The organism is Streptomyces sp. XY006 (genome assembly GCF_002237655.1).
In the GTDB taxonomy this organism is placed as follows: Bacteria; Actinomycetota; Actinomycetes; order Streptomycetales; family Streptomycetaceae; genus Streptomyces; species Streptomyces levis.
Genome location: NZ_NOKT01000015.1, coordinates 55,562 through 68,664, shown reverse-complemented (window position 1 = coordinate 68,664; position 13,103 = coordinate 55,562). Strand labels below are relative to the sequence as shown.

At 68.0% G+C, this 13,103-nt stretch carries 12 protein-coding genes; 6 read left to right on the top strand and 6 right to left on the bottom strand.

Annotated features, from left to right (window positions below; all coding sequences use genetic code 11):
• Nucleotides 1-164 precede the first annotated feature (164 nt).
• Entirely contained in the window at nt 165-1,502 is a 1,338-nt protein-coding gene (locus CHR28_RS18850; protein ID WP_094054816.1) for an MATE family efflux transporter, read from the top strand.
• Between the two features lie 210 nt (nt 1,503-1,712).
• Here the strand turns inward: CHR28_RS18850 and rplI are convergent, their stop codons facing one another.
• The 4 genes from rplI to rpsF all read right to left on the bottom strand — a co-directional run bounded on the left by rplI (nt 1,713) and on the right by rpsF (nt 3,406).
• On the bottom strand, nt 1,713-2,159 hold the full coding sequence (gene rplI, locus CHR28_RS18845) for a 50S ribosomal protein L9 (protein ID WP_094054815.1): 447 nt from the start codon (nt 2,157-2,159) through the stop codon (nt 1,713-1,715).
• Nucleotides 2,160-2,177: 18 nt separating this feature from the next.
• Complete coding sequence (rpsR, locus tag CHR28_RS18840; RefSeq protein ID WP_003949403.1) at nt 2,178-2,414, bottom strand: 30S ribosomal protein S18; 237 nt, start codon at nt 2,412-2,414, stop codon at nt 2,178-2,180.
• 45 nt (nt 2,415-2,459) lie between these two features.
• The gene (locus tag CHR28_RS18835; protein ID WP_094054814.1) at nt 2,460-3,044 is read right to left on the bottom strand and encodes a single-stranded DNA-binding protein; all 585 of its coding nucleotides are present in this window, start codon (nt 3,042-3,044) and stop codon (nt 2,460-2,462) included.
• A 71-nt stretch (nt 3,045-3,115) separates the two neighbouring features.
• Nucleotides 3,116-3,406 carry a 30S ribosomal protein S6 gene (gene rpsF, locus CHR28_RS18830; RefSeq protein ID WP_030237450.1) on the bottom strand — a complete coding sequence of 97 codons (291 nt, stop codon included), beginning with the start codon at nt 3,404-3,406 and terminating at the stop codon, nt 3,116-3,118.
• Nucleotides 3,407-3,670: 264 nt separating this feature from the next.
• Between rpsF and CHR28_RS18825 the strand changes: the two genes are divergently transcribed.
• From CHR28_RS18825 to CHR28_RS18815, 3 genes are all read left to right on the top strand, one after another.
• Nucleotides 3,671-3,976, top strand: a complete 306-nt coding sequence (locus tag CHR28_RS18825) for a hypothetical protein (protein WP_094054813.1) — start codon at nt 3,671-3,673, stop codon at nt 3,974-3,976.
• Nucleotides 3,977-4,141: 165 nt separating this feature from the next.
• Nucleotides 4,142-5,263, top strand: coding sequence for a peptidoglycan bridge formation glycyltransferase FemX (femX, locus tag CHR28_RS18820; protein WP_031115197.1), 1,122 nt, complete (start codon nt 4,142-4,144; stop codon nt 5,261-5,263).
• Between the two features lie 116 nt (nt 5,264-5,379).
• Complete coding sequence (locus CHR28_RS18815) at nt 5,380-6,411, top strand: alanine racemase (RefSeq protein ID WP_094054812.1); 1,032 nt, start codon at nt 5,380-5,382, stop codon at nt 6,409-6,411.
• A gap of 97 nt (nt 6,412-6,508) precedes the next feature.
• Here CHR28_RS18815 and CHR28_RS18810 read toward each other — a convergent pair whose 3' ends face one another.
• Together CHR28_RS18810 and CHR28_RS18805 are read right to left on the bottom strand one after the other, a co-directional pair.
• Nucleotides 6,509-8,020 carry a glycosyltransferase family 87 protein gene (locus CHR28_RS18810; protein WP_094054811.1) on the bottom strand — a complete coding sequence of 504 codons (1,512 nt, stop codon included), beginning with the start codon at nt 8,018-8,020 and terminating at the stop codon, nt 6,509-6,511.
• 119 nt (nt 8,021-8,139) lie between these two features.
• Nucleotides 8,140-10,410, bottom strand: coding sequence for a transglycosylase domain-containing protein (locus tag CHR28_RS18805; RefSeq protein WP_094054926.1), 2,271 nt, complete (start codon nt 10,408-10,410; stop codon nt 8,140-8,142).
• A gap of 805 nt (nt 10,411-11,215) precedes the next feature.
• On the opposite strand from CHR28_RS18805, the gene CHR28_RS18800 reads away from it, so the two are divergent.
• The gene (locus tag CHR28_RS18800) at nt 11,216-11,890 is read left to right on the top strand and encodes a PadR family transcriptional regulator (protein ID WP_094054810.1); all 675 of its coding nucleotides are present in this window, start codon (nt 11,216-11,218) and stop codon (nt 11,888-11,890) included.
• 43 nt (nt 11,891-11,933) lie between these two features.
• Entirely contained in the window at nt 11,934-13,016 is a 1,083-nt protein-coding gene (locus tag CHR28_RS18795; protein ID WP_094054809.1) for an inositol-3-phosphate synthase, read from the top strand.
• Nucleotides 13,017-13,103: the final 87 nt, after the last annotated feature.

Sequence of the window (13,103 nt, the reverse complement as noted above, 5' to 3'; positions counted from 1 at the left end):
ACTCTGACCTGCGCCTTTGCCATCCACCGGCTGTGCAGAAGAAAAACTTCCCCAACCGGCGCAAGATCGCTTCGAAAGGTGCACAGCAGTGCGCATCGCGGAACGCAAAGTAAGGGGTGATAAAGCTTTGCATCTCTTACCTGTGGACGATTAGATTGGTGCACATGACACAGGCCCCCGCGCGCCGTCGAGACGGCCGGAGACAACACGACCGAGAGATCGTCGCGCTGGCCGTGCCGGCCTTCGGCGCTCTCGTCGCCGAGCCCCTCTTCCTCCTCGCCGACACCGCCATCGTGGGCCATCTGGGCACGGCCCAGCTCGCCGGACTCGGTGTCGCCTCGGCCCTGCTGATGACCGCCGTCAGTGTCTTCGTCTTCCTCGCCTACGCCACCACCGCAGCGGTCGCCCGCCGGGTCGGGGCAGGTGATCTGCAGGCCGCCATCCGCCAGGGCATGGACGGCATCTGGCTGGCGCTCTGTCTCGGTGCCGCCGTCGTCGCCGTCGCCCTGCCCACGGCGCCCCACCTCGTGAGCCTCTTCGGAGCGTCGGAGGCGGCTGCCCCGTACGCCACCACCTACCTGCGCATCTCCGTGCTCGGCATTCCCGCCATGCTCGTGGTCCTCGCCGCGACCGGCGTCCTGCGCGGTCTTCAGGACACCAAGACCCCGCTGTACGTCGCCATCGCCGGCTTCGTCGCGAACGGCGTCCTCAACGTGGGGCTCGTCTACGGCGCCGATCTGGGAATCGCCGGCTCTGCCTGGGGCACGGTCATCGCACAGTGCGGCATGGCCGCGGTCTACCTCGTCGTGGTCCTTAGGGGCGCCCGCAAGCACGGCGCCTCCTTGCGTCCGGACGCCGCCGGGATCAGGGCCTCAGCGCAGGCGGGTGTGCCCCTGCTGGTGCGCACCCTCTCCCTGAGGGCGATCCTGATGATCGCCACAGCGGTCGCCGCCCGGCTGGGAGACGCCGACATCGCCGCCCATCAGATCATCCTGTCCCTCTGGAGTCTGCTCGCCTTCGCTCTCGACGCCATCGCCATCGCGGGACAGGCCATCATCGGCCGCTATCTAGGAGCCGGAGACGCCCAGGGCGCCCGAGACGCCTGCCGTCGCATGGTCGAGTGGGGCATCGCGGTCGGGGTCGTCCTCGGCGTCCTGGTGGTCCTCACCCGTCCGGTGTTCCTGCCCCTGTTCAGCAGCGACCCGGCGGTGATGGACGTGGCGTTGCCCGCCCTGGTCATCGTCGCCCTCTCCCAGCCGATCTCCGGCATCGTCTTCGTGCTGGACGGCGTTCTGATGGGCGCCGGCGACGGCCCTTACCTGGCCTGGGCGATGCTGCTCACCCTCGCGGTGTTCACCCCTGCAGCGCTGCTGGTACCGGTGATGGGCGGTGGGCTCACCGCGCTGTGGGCCACCATGACGCTGATGATGACCGTGCGGATGCTGACCCTGTGGCTGCGCGCCCGCTCCGGGCGCTGGATCGTTACGGGCGCCACGCGCTGACCGTTTCACGTGAAACATCGACGGTTTCACGTGAAACGAGGAGTCCTCCGTGGAACGAGCTGTTTCACGTGAAACACGGCGTCGCACAACTCCCCGCTCAGGCCCGTAACCCAGCCTGGCTGAGCAACGAAGCCGGTCGGCGCACATGACGGTGGGGCCGCCCCCCGAAGGGGACGGCCCCACCGCTCACTGCTCCAGCGAGCACGGCACTCAGGCCGCGACAACCTCGACGTTGACCTTGGCGGCCACCTCGGGGTGCAGACGCACGGACGTCTCGTGAGCGCCCAGCGTCTTGATCGGCGAGCCCAGCTCGATGCGGCGCTTGTCGACCTCGGGGCCACCGGAAGCCTTGATCGCCGAAGCGATGTCGGCCGGGGTGACGGAACCGAAGAGACGACCGGCGTCGCCGGAGCGGACAGCCAGACGGACCTTGACGCCCTCGAGCTGGGCCTTCACCTGGTTGGCCTGCTCGATGGTCTGGATCTCGTGGATCTTGCGAGCACGACGGATCTGCTCGACGTCCTTCTCGCCACCCTTGGTCCAGCGGATAGCGAACTTCCGCGGGATCAGGTAGTTGCGAGCGTAACCGTCCTTGACGTCGACGACGTCGCCCGCGGCACCGAGGCCGGAGACCTCGTGGGTGAGGATGATCTTCATGTGTCGGTCACCCTTCCCTTATCGCGCGGTGGACGTGTAGGGCAGCAGCGCCATCTCACGGCTGTTCTTGACGGCCGTGGCGACGTCACGCTGGTGCTGCGTGCAGTTGCCGGTCACGCGGCGGGCACGGATCTTGCCGCGGTCGGAAATGAACTTCCGCAGCATGTTCGTGTCCTTGTAGTCCACGTACGTGACCTTGTCCTTGCAGAACGCGCAGACCTTCTTCTTCGGCTTGCGCACAGGCGGCTTCGCCATGGTGTTTCTCCTGTGTGATCAAGAAGTGTGGGTGCGAACCCGCCCTTAGAAGGGGGGCTCGTCCGAGTAGCCGCCGCCACCGCCGCCGGAGTTTCCACCCCAGCCGCCGCCACCGCCCTGGTTGCCACCGGCGGGAGCGCCGGTCGCCCACGGGTCGTCGGCGGGAGCTCCGCCGCCCTGCTGGCCGCCACCGGGGCCGCCGCCCCAGCCGCCGCCACCCTGGCCGCCGCCACCGCCGCCGCCGTAACCGCCCTGGCCACCGCGGCCGCTGGTCTTGGTGACCTTGGCCGTGGCATTGCGCAGGCTGGCGCCGACTTCCTCGACGTCCAGCTCGTAGACCGTGCGCTTGACGCCCTCACGGTCCTCGTAGGACCGCTGCTTCAGCCGGCCCTGCACGATGACGCGCATGCCTCGCTGGAGCGACTCCGCGACGTTCTCCGCCGCCTGACGCCAGACCGAGCAGGTCAGGAACAGGCTCTCGCCGTCCTTCCACTCGTTCGTCTGGCGGTCGAAGGTGCGGGGAGTGGACGCGACACGGAACTTCGCGACGGCCGCACCGGAGGGGGTGAAGCGCAGCTCGGGGTCGTCGACAAGATTGCCGACCACCGTGATGACGGTCTCGCCTGCCATGGGGGAACCTCTCGGCGGGTTTGCTCTGGCTGCTTGCTACTCGAATCCCGGGATCAGCTGAGCGTGGAAGCTCAGTGCATCTCGGGACGGAGGACCTTGGTCCGGAGGACCGACTCGTTCAGGTTCATCTGGCGGTCGAGCTCCTTGACGACCGCAGGCTCGGCCTGCAGGTCGATGACCGAGTAGATGCCCTCGGGCTTCTTCTTGATCTCGTACGCGAGACGACGACGACCCCAGGTGTCGACCTTCTCGACCTTTCCGCCGCCGTCACGGACGACAGAGAGGAAGTTCTCGATCAGCGGGGAGACAGCGCGCTCCTCGACGTCGGGGTCGAGGATGACCATCACCTCGTAGTGACGCATGTGGAACCCACCTCCTTTGGACTCAGCGGCCACGGTCGTTCCGTGGCAGGAGGGTTGTGATGCGTAGGCAACGGTATCGGCCACCACTGACAATCAGGGGTTCCGTGGAGAAGCCCTCGCCATGACATGGGCAGACACCGGTGCGGACGGTACAGAGTACCCGCACGGTGGCTTCCGGTTGAAATCCGGTCGTGAGGGCAGCCAATCTGTACGCATCGGGTGTGCATGGCGCTACGATGCGCCGACTTTCGCAGGAGGTGCCCTATGGCACAGGCATTGCGACCCAACACCGCCAGCGGCCTCTTCGCCACGGACGGCAAGCCCCACCCCCTCCAGGACACGCTGCTCGCGGTGACCCTGGTGCTGGGCCTCACCTCGTTCCTCACGGCGATCATCAGCGACGACCTGCACGTGCTCAGCTCCTGGGCCGGCCTGGCGGGCATTCTCACGGGCGCCTACGGCCAGTGGATCTCGGAGACGACGCGTGAGCGCTTCGGCCTGATCCTGGGCCTGGGCGCCTCGGGCGTCGGATTCTTCCTGGGCATGATGCACGGCGGTCTCATCGGCTGACGCCAGAGCACCCCCTTTCGAACACCGGACGACGCCCCGGCCGTCCTCGGGCCGGGGCGCAGCTTCCGTACGCCCAACCGGCGCGCTCCCACGGCGCAGTAGGCTTCGCGCGAGAGCCGGAGCCCCTGAACCCATGGGGACACACCAGCCCGAGGAGCGCCCCGAATGAGCCTGACCCTGAGGACCATCAGTCGAGAGCAGCATCTGGCCTACATCCAGAGCCTGCCGTCGGCGAGCCACATGCAGGTCCCGGCCTGGGCTGATGTCAAGGCGGAATGGCGCTCGGAGAACCTCGGCTGGTTCGACGACCGCACCGGCGAGCTGGTCGGCGTGGGTCTGGTCCTCTACCGGCAGCTTCCCAAGATCAAGCGGTACCTCGCCTACCTGCCCGAGGGCCCGGTCATCAACTGGTTCTCGCCGAATCTGCAGGAATGGATCGAGCCGATGCTGGCGCACCTGAAGCAGCAGGGTGCCTTCTCGGTCAAGATGGGCCCGCCGGTGATCATCCGCCGCTGGGAGGCCGCCTCCATCAAGCAGGGCATCCAGAACCCGGACGTCAAGCGCCTGCGGGACATCGAGGCGGACCACATCGAGCCGCGTGCCTTCGAGGTGGCCGACAAGCTGCGCCGCATGGGCTGGCAGCAGGGCGAGGACGGCGGCGCCGGCTTCGGCGACGTCCAGCCGCGCTACGTCTACCAGGTGCCGCTGGCGAACCGTTCCCTGGAAGAGGTCCACAAGAACTTCAACCAGCTGTGGCGCCGCAACATCAAGAAGGCCGAGAAGGCCGGTGTCGAGGTCGTCCAGGGCGGCTACCAGGACCTCGAGGAATGGCAGCGGCTGTACGAGATCACGGCCGTGCGCGACCACTTCCGGCCGCGCCCGCTGTCGTACTTCCAGCGCATGTGGACGGCCCTCAACAGCGAGGACCCCAACCGGATGCGGCTGTACTTCGCCCGGCACAACGGCGTGAACCTGTCGGCGGCGACGATGCTGATCGTCGGCGGCCACGTCTGGTACTCCTACGGCGCCTCCGACAACATCGGCCGCGAGGTCCGGCCGTCGAACGCCATGCAGTGGCGGATGCTGCGCGACGCCTACGCGCTCGGCGCGACCGTCTACGACCTGCGCGGCATCTCCGACTCGCTGGACGAGACCGACCACCTCTTCGGCCTGATCCAGTTCAAGGTGGGCACGGGCGGCCAGGCCGCCGAGTACCTCGGCGAGTGGGACTTCCCGCTCAACAAGCTGCTGCACAAGGCGCTCGACATCTACATGTCGCGTCGCTGATGTCCCGTTCAGTGCTTCTATACCTCTGACACACGGCAACCGCTGACACACGGCAACCGCTGACACACGGCAACCGCTGATTCACGGCAACCACGAGAAAGGTTCCAGGTCCGGCCATGGCGCTCACGCTCTACGTCGACACCGCGCGCTGGCGGGCGCACCACAAGCACGTGCAGGAGCAGTTCCCCGGCCTCGTGCCGGTCTGCAAGGGCAACGGCTACGGCTTCGGGCACGAGCGGCTGGCGGAGGAGGCCACGCGGCTGGGCTCGGACGTCCTCGCCGTCGGCACGACGTACGAAGCCGCCCGGATCAAGGACTGGTTCGGCGGGGACCTGCTGGTGCTGACGCCCTACCGGCGCGGTGAGGAGCCGGTGCCGCTGCCGGACCGGGTGATCCGCTCGGTGTCTTCGATAGACGGTGTGTACGGCCTCGTCGGTGCCCGTGTGGTGATCGAGGTGATGTCCTCGATGAAGCGGCACGGCATCAGCGAGCAGGACCTGGCCCAGCTGCACGCCGCCATCGAGAACGTCCGCCTGGAGGGTTTCGCCCTCCACCTGCCCCTGGACCGCACCGACGGCTCGGACGCGGTCGAGGAGGTCATCGGCTGGATGGACCGGCTGCGCGCGGCCCGGCTGCCCCTGCACACGATGTTCGTCAGCCATCTGAAGTCCGAGGAGCTCGTCCGGCTCCAGCAGCAGTTCCCGCAGACCCGGTTCCGGGCCCGCATCGGCACGCGGCTGTGGCTGGGGGACCACGACGCCACCGAGTACCGCGGCGCCGTCCTGGACGTCACCCGCGTCGCCAAGGGCGACCGCTTCGGCTACCGGCAGCAGAAGGCGGCCTCGGACGGCTTCCTGGTGGTCGTGGCGGGCGGAACGTCGCACGGGGTGGGTCTGGAGGCCCCCAAGGCGCTGCACGGCGTCATGCCGCGCGCCAAGGGCGTCGCTCGCGCCGGCCTCGCCACGGTGAACCGGAACCTTTCTCCCTTCGTCTGGGCCGGCAAGCAGCGCTGGTTCGCCGAACCGCCGCACATGCAGGTGTCGATCCTGTTCGTGCCCGCGGACGCGCCCGAGCCGCAGGTCGGTGAGGAGCTGGTGGCCCATCTGCGGCACACCACCACGCAGTTCGACCGGCTCGTGGACCGCTGACCGCCGGAGTACAGCGAGAAGGCCGTACAGGGGTCTCCCTGTACGGCCTTCCGTCTGACTGGGGGGCGGCGTCGGGCGGACACCCGGCACCGTTCGCTCAGAGTGAACCGCCCGCGGTGCCTTGCTTGCCCCACTCGATGGGCTGCTCCGTGAAGTGCGCGGTCGCCTGGCGCCGGGAGCGGGCCGCGGGTCCGAGGACGAAGACATCCTCGGCACCGTCGAGCACCCCGCCCGAAGGGTCGTCGTCCCCGGAGCGGCGCACCGGATCCCGCTCCGGCAGGAAGATGTCCCGCACGACCATCACGCAGAGATAGAGCGTGCCCAGCAGGTGCAGCGCGATGGCCCAGTGGTAGCCGTCGGTGGGCAGCCCCTTGTGAGCGTCCCCGCTGGTCGTGTACGCGAGGTACAGCCAGATCCCCAGGAAGTACGCCACCTCGCAGGCCTGCCAGATCAGGAAGTCCCGCCACTTGGGCCGGGCGAGGGCGGCCAGCGGAACGAGCCACAGCACGTACTGCGGCGAGTAGACCTTGTTGGTGAGGATGAACGCCGCGACGATCAGGAAGGCGAGCTGGGCGAACCGGGGACGGCGTGGAGCGGTCAGGGCGAGGGCCGCGACTCCCGCGCAGCACACCAGCATCAGCAGAGTGGCGAGGGTGTTGACGGTGTCGGTGGCGAGCGGGTCGTCCGAGTTCTGGGCCATGATCAGCCAGAAGGAGCCGAAGTCGACGCCCCGTTCCTGGCTGAACGTGTAGAACTTCGACCAGCCCTCGAAGGCGAAGAGCATCACCGGCCCGTTCACGACGACCCAGGCGATGGCCGCCCCGCCCACGGCCGTGGCGAACTCCCGCCATCGGCCGGCCCGCCAGCACAGCACCAGCAGCGGCCCGAGCAGCAGGAAGGGATAGAGCTTGGCGGCCGTGGCGAGCCCCAGCAGGACGCCGAAGGCGAGGGAGCGGCCCCGGGACCACATCAGCATCGCCGCGGCCGTCAGAGCGACCGCCAGCAGGTCCCAGTTGATCGTCGCCGTCAGCGCGAAAGCGGGCGCCAGGGCGACCAGGAGGCCGTCCCAGGGACGCCGGGCATGGGTGCGGGTCACGCAGACGGCGATGACCGCCGCGCAGACCATGAGCATCCCGGCGTTGACCATCCAGTACCACTGCTCCTGGTCCTGGATGGTGCCGCTGCCGGGCGTGAGCCAGGACGCGACCTCCATGAAGACACCGGTCAGCACCGGGTACTCCAGGTACTGCATGTCGCCGGGGAGCCGGTCGAAGTACGGCACGAGCCCGTCGGCGAAACCGCGCCCCTGATAGAGGTGCGGGATGTCCGAGTAGCAGGCGTGCGTGTACTGCGAGCTGGCGCCGAAGAACCAGGCGCCGTTGTAGCAGGGCGCCTTCTGGACCAGGCCGAGGGCGAACATCCCGATCGCCACCAGGGCGATCACCCGGACGGGAGTCCACCAGGACGCCCCGAGCAGGGCGCGCCGCCCGAGCGGGCCGCCGATCAGCTCGCTGCCGGCCGCGGCGACCTTGTCCTCCTGGGTCGGCCGCACCGTGTCCGGCTCGTGGACGCTCCCTGGCGTCGTTTCTGCACTGGGCATGTCGCACATCCTGCCGTACGTGTCCGGCAAAACGGCGAGGGCCGCCGTACCCGAGCGGGTACGGCGGCCCTTGTTTCACGTGAAACGGCGTGTTTCACGTGAAACACCCAAGCCGGGCGATCGGCCGGCTATCCGGCGGGGCCTCCGAAGATGCCTCCGTTGCCGTTTCCTCTGGTGCTGCCGCCGTCCAGATTCGTATCGGTCGGCGTGGGCTCGGTACTTGCTCCTCCGTCCGTGCCCCCGTTGTCCGCACCACCGTTCTGTCCGCCGTTGTCCTCCTCGCAGCCGAAGAAGCCACAGGTGTCGCTCGGCGACGGCGACGGAGCGGTCGGGGTCTCGCTGGGCGTCTCACTGGGAGTCTCGCTCGGCGTCTCGCTCGGCGTCTCACTGGGAGTCGGCGTCGGCGACGGGGCACCCACCGCGTCCTGGACGTCACCGATCGGCTCGGCCTCCGGGAAGCCGAGGTCGGGCTTGCCCTTGAGCGCGGCCTTCATGTACTCGGTCCACACCAGCGTCGGGACGTCACCACCGTGGATGGACTCCTCGCCCGCCGTGCCGTTCATGGACAGCAGCCTGGCGCTCTTGGGGTCCTCGCGGAACATCGCGACCGAGGTCGACAGCTGCTGGGTGTAGCCGACGAACCAGGCCGACTTGTTCTCGTCCGTCGTACCGGTCTTGCCGGCCGCCGTACGGCCGAGGGACAGCGCGTTCTTACCCGTACCGTTCTGGATGACGTTCTCCAGGACGTCGGTGACGTTATTCGCCACGTTCTCGGGCATCGCCTGCGTGATCCTCGGCTTGTCGAAGCCGTCGATCTCCTGCCCGTTGAACTTGACGCTGGTCACCGAGTACGGAGCGGCCTGCTTGCCGGCTGCGGCGAACGTGGCGTAGGCGTCGGCCATGCGGATCGCGCTGGGGGTGGAGGTACCGAGCGCGAACGACGGGTTGAGCGTGGCGAAGCTGCCGTCCAGGATCCCGGCCTTCTCGGCCACGTCCCGCACGTTCCTCATCCCCACGTCCATGCCGAGCTGCACGAACGGCGTGTTGACGGACTGCTCCATCGCCTTGCGCAAGGTGATGTAGCCCCAGGCGCGGTCGCTCTCGTTCTTCTGCAGGAACGGCGTGTTGTCCTTCTTCAGGACGTACGAGCCGTCGTTGTTCAGGACCTTCAGGCGGTCGTTGCCGTTGTACTTGCTCATCGGTGAGAGCGGACCGTCGCTGCGGTAGGTCCCGTACTCCATGGCGGCGGCGAGCACGAACGGCTTCCACGTCGAACCGACGGGGACACCCGAGGTGTCCGCGTTGTTGTTGAAGTGGCCGTTCTCGTAGCCGGCGCCACCGTAGAGGGCGACGATCGCACCGTCCTTGGGCTTCACCGACGCCGCGCCGAACTGGACGTGCTTGTCCAGCTCACGCTTCTCCGGGTCCAGCTTCTCCTTCTCGACCTTCTTGACGGCCTTGGCCAGCGCCTCGACCTTGCTCTTCTCGAAGGTCGTCCGGATCTGGTAGCCGCCCTGGTCGAACTGCTGCTCCGTGATGTCGGAGTGATTCAGGACGTACTTCTTGGCCGTGTCCACCAGGTAGCTGATCTGGCCGCTCATGCCCTTGGTCGCCTTGCGGCCCTGCGGCTCGGGGTACTTCTTGATCGCTTTCTGGTACTGGGCGTCCGTGAGCTTGTCGTCGTTGTGCATCTGCTCGAGGATCCAGCCCCAGCGCTCCTCCGACCGCTTGCGGTTGGCCTTGGCGCTCGCCGACGAGTCGAGGCTCGCGTTGCCCGCGGGGTCGTAGTATGTCGGGCCCTTGAGCAGGGCGGCGAGGAAGGCGCACTCGCTCGGCTCGAGCTCGTGGGCGTCCTTGCCGTAGTACGTCTGGGCAGCGGCCTGGATGCCGTAGGCGCCCCGCCCGTAGTACGAGGTGTTGAGGTAGCCCTGGAGGATCTCCTGCTTGGTGAGCTTCGTGCCCACCTTGATGGAGATGAACATCTCCTTGAACTTCCGGGAGACCGTCTGCTCCTGGCTCAGGTACGTGTTCTTCACGAACTGCTGGGTGATCGTCGATCCACCCTGCGTGTCACCGCCCCGGGCCATGTTCGCCAGGGCTCGCGCGATGCCCATGGGGTCGACGCCCGAGTCCTCGTAGAAGGTCTTGTTCTCGGCCGAGATCACGGCCTCCTGCATGGCCTTCGGGATCCGGTCGATCGTGACGTTCTGCCGGTTCTGGCCACTGCCCGTCGCGACCATCTGCTGGCCGTTGGACCAGTAGTAGACGTTGTTCTGCGACAGGGCCGCCGCGTTCTCCTCGTTCGGGACGCCCACCATGGCGTACCCGATGCCGGCCACGGCCACCAGGCTGCCGAAGAAGCCGATGCACAGACCGGAGACGAGCTTCCAGGACGGCATCCAGCGCTGCCAGCCGTACTTGCCGGCCCGCGGATAGTCGATCAGCCTCTTCTTGTCGGGGACGGCGGCCGCGCGTCCCCGGCCCCGGCCGGCGGCCGCAGCCCCGGCGGCGCCCATGGCGGCGCCACGCCGGCCGCCTCGCGGCGGGTCGGCCGCTCTCCGCCGGCCGCCCCCACTTCTCTGCGCCGCACGCCGGGCCTCGGCACGGCCGCCGTACGAACGCTCTTCACCCCCTGAGCCGTAGGAGTCCGACCCATAGGAGTCGGACGGAGACCCGGTGGCGCCTCGCGGTGCCGCGCGGCGGCCGGAGGACGAGCCGGACTGGCCGCGTCGGGCCGCGGCACGTCCGCCTTCCTGCGGCTGCGGCGGTTTGCGACGGTGCTCGCTCATCGAACGACTACTCCTCGGGCAGGCGCACTCCTGCGCGCCTGGAAACGGCGGCTGGTTTCCGGTCCCCCCGAAGTACGGATGCGGTCGGCTCCGCATTCATCGGTCCCGCATGCACCCGTACTACACCGAAGACCACGACGCTCTCGGGCGTCACTCGGTTCCCGGTGATGTGCATGGCGCACAGACTACGCACCGTCAAAACCTGCCGAGCCCCGAAGTTCACCTCAAATCAGGCAACTCGCGTCCGATGAATCGGTGATGTGATCCCGTTCACCACACCCCCTCTTGTCGCATCCGGAAGGCCGTTCTATCGTCGAGATGTATCGAGTCGATACATCAGCTCGACACATCGCTCCGACACATCGGAGCGATACACCGGACGGAGACCCGCGCACCGGGCGGAGAGGAGGCGACGATGAGCCGGCGTTCCGGCATCCTCGAGTTCGCCGTACTCGGCCTGCTCCGTGAATCTCCGATGCACGGCTACGAGCTGCGTAAACGCCTCAACACGTCCCTTGGCGTGTTCCGTGCGTTCAGCTACGGGACGCTCTACCCCTGCCTCAAGACGCTGGTCGCCAACGGCTGGTTGATCGAGGAACAGGGCAACGAGTCCGAGGCCGCGCCCCTCACCGGCCGCCGCGCCAAGATCGTCTACCGGTTGACGGCGGAAGGTAAGGAGCACTTCGAGCAGCTGCTCTCGCAGACCGGGCCCGACGCGTACGAGGACGAGACCTTCGCCGCCCGTTTCGCATTCTTCGGGCAGACCTCACGCGATGTACGCATGCGCGTACTGGAAGGCCGTCGCAGCCGGCTGGAGGAGCGCCTGGAGAAGATGCGCGCCTCCCTGGCCCGGACCCGGGAACGACTCGACGACTACACGCTCGAGCTTCAGCGCCACGGGATGGAGTCCGTGGAGCGCGAGGTGCGCTGGCTGAACGAGCTCATCGAGAGCGAGCGGGCGGGACGGGACCTCAAGGGCCCCGCCTCCGGGGACCCCGCTTCGCGTGACACCACATCTGGAGCGTCGGGCGGCCTGCCCCGGCCGGGGGACGACCCCCGTCCGGATACGCCCGACGACACCGCCACGTGAGAGCCCTCGCGGGCCTCACTCGTACACACAGGGAGCAACCGGAATGGGTTCGGTTCGCGTAGCCATCGTCGGCGTGGGCAACTGCGCCGCGTCGCTGGTGCAGGGAGTCGAGTACTACAAGGACGCCGACGCGGCGGCCAGGGTGCCGGGCCTGATGCACGTCCAGTTCGGCGACTACCACGTCAGCGACGTCGAGTTCGTCGCCGCGTTCGACGTGGACGCCAAGAAGGTCGGTCTCGACCTCGCGGACGCCATCGGCGCCTCCGAGAACAACACCATCAAGATCTGCGACGTGCCCCGCACCGGCGTGACGGTCCAGCGCGGCCACACCCTCGACGGCCTCGGCCGGTACTACCGCGAGACCATCGAGGAGTCCGCCGAGGAGCCCGTCGACGTCGTCCAGGTCCTCAAGGACCGGCAGGTCGACGTCCTCGTCTGCTACCTGCCCGTCGGCTCCGAGGACGCGGCGAAGTTCTACGCCCAGTGCGCCATCGACGCCAAGGTCGCCTTCGTCAACGCCCTCCCGGTCTTCATCGCCGGCACCAAGGAGTGGGCGGACAAGTTCACCGAGGCGGGCGTCCCGATCGTCGGTGACGACATCAAGTCGCAGGTCGGTGCCACCATCACGCACCGCGTCATGGCGAAGCTGTTCGAGGACCGGGGCGTCATCCTGGACCGCACGATGCAGCTGAACGTCGGCGGCAACATGGACTTCAAGAACATGCTCGAGCGCGACCGCCTCGAGTCGAAGAAGATCTCCAAGACGCAGGCCGTCACCTCCCAGATCCGCGACCGCGAACTGGGCGAGGGCAACGTCCACATCGGCCCGTCCGACTACGTGGCCTGGCTGGACGACCGCAAGTGGGCCTACGTCCGCCTGGAGGGCCGCGCCTTCGGTGACGTCCCGCTGAACCTGGAGTACAAGCTCGAGGTCTGGGACTCCCCGAACTCCGCCGGCGTCATCATCGACGCCCTGCGCGCAGCGAAGATCGCCAAGGACCGCGGCATCGGCGGCCCGATCCTGTCGGCGTCGAGCTACTTCATGAAGTCCCCGCCCGTGCAGTACTTCGACGACGAGGCCCGCGAGAACGTCGAGAAGTTCATCAAGGGTGAGGTCGAGCGCTGACGCGCTGCACACAGTCGCTCCTGCCAGGGCTGTGAGGGTCCCCGGGTCGTATGGCCCGGGGACCCTCCCCGTATGTGAGGCTGGGCA